Annotated in this window: 6 protein-coding genes; 1 reads left to right on the forward strand and 5 read right to left on the reverse strand. The window is 54.8% G+C overall.

Annotated elements, in window-relative coordinates; all coding sequences use genetic code 11:
- Positions 1 to 133 precede the first annotated feature (133 nt).
- Positions 134 to 694: a DUF2971 domain-containing protein gene (locus A1355_RS24775; protein WP_082885659.1), complete on the forward strand. Its 561-nt coding sequence runs from the start codon at positions 134 to 136 to the stop codon at positions 692 to 694.
- Between the two features lie 277 nt (positions 695 to 971).
- Here A1355_RS24775 and A1355_RS19620 read toward each other — a convergent pair whose 3' ends face one another.
- The 5 genes from A1355_RS19620 to tatA form a co-directional block, all read right to left on the reverse strand.
- Positions 972 to 1,217, reverse strand: a complete 246-nt coding sequence (locus tag A1355_RS19620) for a DUF5615 family PIN-like protein (RefSeq protein WP_197471857.1) — start codon at positions 1,215 to 1,217, stop codon at positions 972 to 974.
- 90 nt (positions 1,218 to 1,307) lie between these two features.
- Positions 1,308 to 1,535 carry a DUF433 domain-containing protein gene (locus A1355_RS19625; protein WP_064030978.1) on the reverse strand — a complete coding sequence of 76 codons (228 nt, stop codon included), beginning with the start codon at positions 1,533 to 1,535 and terminating at the stop codon, positions 1,308 to 1,310.
- 689 nt (positions 1,536 to 2,224) lie between these two features.
- Complete coding sequence (locus A1355_RS19630; protein WP_064030979.1) at positions 2,225 to 4,390, reverse strand: zeta toxin family protein; 2,166 nt, start codon at positions 4,388 to 4,390, stop codon at positions 2,225 to 2,227.
- 179 nt (positions 4,391 to 4,569) lie between these two features.
- Positions 4,570 to 5,388, reverse strand: a complete 819-nt coding sequence (locus A1355_RS19635) for a hypothetical protein (RefSeq protein WP_064030980.1) — start codon at positions 5,386 to 5,388, stop codon at positions 4,570 to 4,572.
- A 508-nt stretch (positions 5,389 to 5,896) separates the two neighbouring features.
- Positions 5,897 to 6,100 (reverse strand): twin-arginine translocase TatA/TatE family subunit (tatA, locus tag A1355_RS24780; RefSeq protein ID WP_419866220.1); only part of this gene is annotated, 204 nt, incomplete at its 5' end.

The raw sequence follows: 6,100 nt of genomic DNA on the forward strand, positions 1-6,100 counted from the left end.
GATTTGTTGTTAAGCGCTTACCGATGAACTTGCCAATCTTTTTGATGGATGGAGTCGTAATTTTCAGACTAGAACCTTCATTGCATGTGTTTGTGAACACACGCCTAGCGAGGATAAATACGGTCGACTCTCAATGTGGCGAGCTTACGGAGGAAAGCAATCTGTAGCGTTAATATTGAATCCATCCCCTTTTTTTGCGGAAACAGATGTGTTTCATACATATTCTCGGCCAGTCTTATACTATGGCTCAAATGAATTCATGAGCGAGTTTTCAGGATTGGCAGATCGTATAAAAAATGAATCTGGCTTTATTTCAAGTTTGGGAAAAGAGTCTGTAAAAGGGTACTTATTCGATATATTTAAAACTTATGCGTTATGCTTAAAGCATCCGGGATTTCTGGAAGAACGAGAGTGGCGTGTTTTTTATACGCCGGATATAAATAAATCTGTATATATTGGCGCAAGTATTGAGTCTATTAACGGAACGCCACAAGAAGTTTACAAATTTCCTCTAATAAATATACCGGAACATAGTTTTACAGGTGCAACCGTGCCGGAGTTGATTGACAGAGTCATAATAGGACCCAATTCGCACCAATCAGTATTATTTGATGCTTTTAAAAAGCTGCTTGAGGATGCTGGCTGCGAAAATGCTGGTCAGAAAATTCATTTTTCAAATATACCGCTTCGTTAAATCATCAATTTGATTTATAGCGTCGACCGCACTCACTTCAAAAGATCTGCATTTGATGACTTCACCCAAAAAATAGACCCCTCCAAAATTCGCAGGGCCGTAGGATGCGGTAAACAACGAGCACCGCATCGTCGCGATTGGTGCGGTTCGTAAACTCACTACACTCAACAACCTAACTCAATGTAGAAAGACAGCTTTATGGCTTGTAGCCGCCATCCGCTGAAATACTTGATGTCGCAAATGGCCGATAACCAGCATTGATAAAACAAGCTTAACATCACGACTTATCGGCTAATTCCACAACCATATGACCTTCAGCCAATAATTGCAGGGCTTGTGGAAAAACTTCGTAGAACAATGCTTGCAACCGTTGGTTGGTAGTATTACCGCAGGTAACCCAAAGTAATTGTGGCGGTGGTTTCTGCCGCAGTATTAGCTCGACGAAATCACTGTCCTTACTGATTAAAACGATACCCTCTTGCCGGGCGCGCTCGAAAATCTCTAGATCGTTGGCATCACGCAACCCCAGTTCTTAGGGCATAGGCTTCAACTTTGAATGTCCAGCGCAGCCAATCGGCCAAATTTGGCGGTAGTTGGGCGTCAACCCAAAAGATCATGCAACCAGTCGTTCAAGATTGGCTCGTCGGGCTGCGTAGAGCAGGCAGGCTTGGATGTCAGCGAGTTCTAGATCCGGGTAGTCGAGCAGAATGGTCTCATTACTGATGCCTTCCGCCAGCATCTGCAAGATGTCGCTGACCCTTATCCTCATGCCGCGAATACAAGGTTTGCCGCCGCATTGCAGTGGGTTATGGGTGATTCGGCTCTCGACTTGCTCGTTCATAATGTGCCTGTTCCAATACTCATTTGACTTTATTTTAACTTCATCAGGCTAAAGGATACTCGCCGCGTATTCTTTTGATTTTATTAGTTCAGCATTTACAGAATGGTACGCGGTGCACACCCTTAACTGGATTATGTGCCACACCCAATCTTGACTGGTTATAGCCGGTAGCAACCTAGTAATGATTTCATTTTGCTCGCCAAATACCTGCCAGTCAACTGGGCCACAGGCAGCCGAATCTGTTGAAATTGGATGGCGATGGTGACAGTGACGGTCAGCCTCTTGACCGATCCTCGATTCTCCGAATGTCATCAATTTTCAGAGTTTACGATGCCATAAAACGGCTCCGCCGCCAGCCTGTGAGCCGGAGGCTCACCGCAAAAAGCCTGGCTTGCAACGCATTTTGCCGTAAGCGCAAGGCAAATAGGCTGGACATCAATCCTTTCATGGCTTGCGGATTAGGCAAATACGCTCTCGCTGAAGGCTTTTCGGCTTGCGCGAGCCGCTAACAGCCGTGCGGCTGGGCCTGTTTTGCCTAAAGCGTGAGCCAAACAGTTGGTCTGTCAAAGCTGAAAGCCGAGGCCGCGAGGCAAAAAGCCTTAACTTCCAGCCGCGACTGGCTTAGAGCCTTGTCCGCAACTCTAAAAGCCTTGCCCACCCCGTCCCGCGACCGCCAGGCCGGGTCCGGCTTATTCCACGCTGCCCTGCAAACGGGTAATCCAAGATTCCCTGGCCGCCGGATCGACGTGGAAGGCCAGCGCCGCCGGTTTGTGCAGCAGGCCGTCCTCGCCGGAGGCGTTGGGGTTGAGTTGGCGCTTTTGCACGAAATCCACCAAGCGGCGCAGGTGGTAAATCGCCAGTACCCGGTTGGTCTCGCTGCCGGCGTAGATCAGATAGCCGACGTTGTCCTCGTTCAGCGCCGGGTTGCGGGCGATTAACGCGTCCAAAGCGGCGTTGTCGGCGGCCAGATTTTTCAACACCGAATCGGGCCGCTGGCAGACCAACGTCCGCCAATGTAGGGCCAGACTACCGTTGAGCTGGTGACGCTGCATCGCCCGCACCTCGTCGTCGCCGCACACGAAACTTTCCGCGACCAGATAATGGCGGTCGCGCTCGCCGTCGTTGGCGAACAGCGCCAACTTGTCCAGCGCGGTATCGGCCAAGGCCAGCAAAAAGGCGTGCGGGGAGCGGATGTGTTTGTCTATCGTCACCACCCAGGGCAGGGCGCGGCCGGTGGTTTCGAAGCGGGCCGTGACGCTGCCGATCACCCCGGCCCGCGACAACTCCTGCTCGCGGCCGGCCGGCTTCACCAAAAATGCATCGACCGCCGCGATCCGGGTGTTGAAGCCGGCGGCGTGGTATTGCTGAACGATTGTCGAATAGCGCGGCTGATAAGGGATGGCGGTGCCGTCGTAGAGGATGTTGATGCGCCGCAAGCGAGCTTGCTCGGCCACCAAATCGCGCAAGCGGTTGGCGAAGGGTTCGACGTAGACATAGTCGTCGCTGTGGTGGTCGGCGGCGGTCAGCAAGCGGTACAAGTCGCTGAGTTTACGAAATTCGTCGAGCGAGGCGATGACGAAATTGTCGCCGCATTGGGCCTTGGCGATTTCCTCGACCGCCGTTTTGCCCGCGCCGGCACCACCCATGCACATGAACAAGGTCGGCCGTCCGACCGGCGCCTTGCCGGCGAAAATCGCCTCGAGGATAGCCGATAAAATCCCGTCGATTTTGGTCAGCCGCTGATAGGCGATCTCCACGGTGCGCATCAAGCGGTTTTCGCCGTGGCTGGCGGCCAGCATCTTGTTTTTCAACGGCTCGTTGCCGGCCAGCGTAAACAAACTGGCCTGCTCGCCGGCGCATTGCTTCAACAAGTCCAACAGCTCGGCGTGGCTGGGCGGCCTTAGCGATGTCAGGATGTTGATGTCCAGGCAAAACAGCGGCGCCACGCCGTCGGCGCGGATTGGAATCGCGTCGATCTCGGTCTTGCCGGGCTGGCGCAAGTCCTCGGTACCCGGCAAATAGCCGAGAATGTACTCGGACACGCCGAGCGGATTGTCGACGAAATGCTGACCGGTGATGAATTCCTCGGCCCGGATACTGTGCAAGGGCACCAGACCGCCGGTCACGGTCACCAGGCATTTGACGCCGTCCGCCGTGGTATAGGACAAAAACGGCAAGCCTTGCAGGAAATACTTATTCTCCGGCCACTTGCCGTAGCGGTTGGCCTGATTGCTCAGGCTTTGGGTGCGCGCCGGGTCCAGCGCGTGCTCGAAAGCCCGACGCAACGCGGCGTGATCGGCGGCCGGATCGTGCAAGGCGCGAGCGTCGTCGCAGCTCAGTCGGCGAAAATCGATGCCCTGTTCGTAGACCGCCTTGAAGGCCGGTAAATTGCCGAGCGCGGTGATGAAAAAATCCAGCGTGATCCGGTTGCCGTAGCCGTAGGGCCGAATGCCGCGCAAGGCTTGATACAGCTTGGCGAGCCGGTCGGCGATATCGGCGCTGCACACCACGAAACCGTTGTTGTCGAACAAGGCGGTTTCGAGATTGTCGTCGCCGTCGAGCACCAAGCTTTCAATCGCGATCCGAAATCGCGTGCGGCAATCGGCTTCCGGCATCGTGCCCGGCCGGTGGTGTACCGTCACCTGTTCCTTCCAGTCGCTGAACATTTCCCGGTGTATCCGGGTGAACAGGCTGGTTAGATAGGTCACCCGCTTGGTCTGGTCGTGCGACACCGTGGCTTCCAGTTCCTGCGCCAATCTGGCCTGCAAGCGCACGCCCTGCGCCACCGCCAACGCGGTCCGCAAGCGTTTGAGTTGGCGATAAGCCGGGATATTCCGGCCGGGATTTGAATTCATGCGCTCCCCCAGTGCACCGCTCGTTCCCCGGTCTTTCCGGTTGGGCGGCTTTATCGTTATTATTATTTCGAGCCGACTCGCGGCGGGGGCATGATAGCGCGAGATGGGGTCGGGTAGCGATATGACCGGCGCTGCCGGCGCGAAATGCGCCGGCGGTTCGGTATTGGAACGGCTAAGAATCAGGATTCGGCCAAGGCCGTCCGGCTCAACTCGGCCAGCGTTTCGCCGCGAGCGATCACCAGATGGACCGATGCGCTGACGAAGCGGGCGCCGGGAGCTATTTTCAGCATGAAGCGGTCGGCCGGATGATTGGCGATTTCGTCGACAAGCGCCATGCCGGCGTGGTCGTCGATCATGTCTTCGATCGGCTCGCCGTTCTTGGTCAAACCTGCCGGAAAAAACTGCGAAATCACGGTATGGATTTTGTCGATCGAGTGTTCGTCGAATACCAGTCGAGTCGCCCGGTCGAAACTGAACCAGCCGTGCACGTAGTCGCGAATCCTCACCTGGATATGAGCGGTCTCCGGGTCGTGCCAGCCGGGATAGACGCTGAAAAACTTGGCCTCGCCGCAATGATCGGTTGCCTGGTAACCCCGCAAGAAGTCCTCGTCGGCCAGATTCGCTCCGCCCGGATTGGTCATCCCGGAATAATGGCCGTCGCCATCGCTATGCCACAGATCGACGCAGGCGCCCGGTAGTGGGGCGATGTTGCCATCGCCGTCGAGCTCGGAAATCGTCAACTTCAGCACTAACGGAAAGCCAGTGGCAGCCGTACCGGTTGCGCTGCTGACCCGGATATCGGCGCGAGGTTGGTCGTGTGTAACGCTATCGAGGCGAAACGGCCAGGCCGCCACGGTCGGTGCCAGCGTATGCTTGGTCAATACCGCCCGGTTAAGTCTACCGGAGGTGGCGGCGTCGCAGATCGCCATCGATCCCTTGACGGTCATGATTAAACTCTCCGGATAACCCGGCATTTTGGGGGTTTGAATATTGTTCATGGCAAATGTTGTCGGCGTAGTTGAGTGTGATGAATATCAAGCCATCGAACACGTCATTCCGGCCTACCCTCTAAAGAGAAAACCGGCGCTTTCGGCGACAGTCGCGCAATCTCAAAACAGCAAAAGCGAATGCGAAACTCAGCCGAAAGTCCAATCCTATGGCTGCGAACACTAGCGTTTTGACTGCCGCGAGTGAAGGTGCTTTGAATAAGTCGTTTTCTTTCCGAATTCGCCAAGCGCGTTACGAACGGAAAAGCGCTTTCCGTACGTGACAGCCTGCCGAAACACTTATTCGTGGCACCCTTTTAGCCTGGTCGAAGCCGGAACCGTTCGCTACTCGCCGCCGCTCGGCAGACGATTCCATAACTTTCGAACCAACCATTCGGATTGGAGGATGACGCGTCATCCCTGCATGGCGGCTGTGTCCGGTGCAAAGCGTGGGTCGAATATCTTTGCTGACCGCGGACAGGGTATAGCCGCTCATACCGTTATGTTAGTACGTTTAGGATTAGTTTAGTTCCTCTATTTTGTCGGATTCTTTTACAGCCTTGCGGAAGCCCTTGATTGCTTCGCCCAAATCAGCGCCGCCCCCTTGCAATCGTTTAGTGCCAAACACCAACATAACAATCGCCAGCACCACCAACAAATGCGGTACGCTTAAGCCCATACTGCCTCCTAAAATAGGTAATCGATATCGCGAACGCGTCTTTGC

Source organism: Methylomonas koyamae (genome assembly GCF_001644025.1).
GTDB classification, from domain to species: domain Bacteria; phylum Pseudomonadota; class Gammaproteobacteria; order Methylococcales; family Methylomonadaceae; genus Methylomonas; species Methylomonas koyamae_A.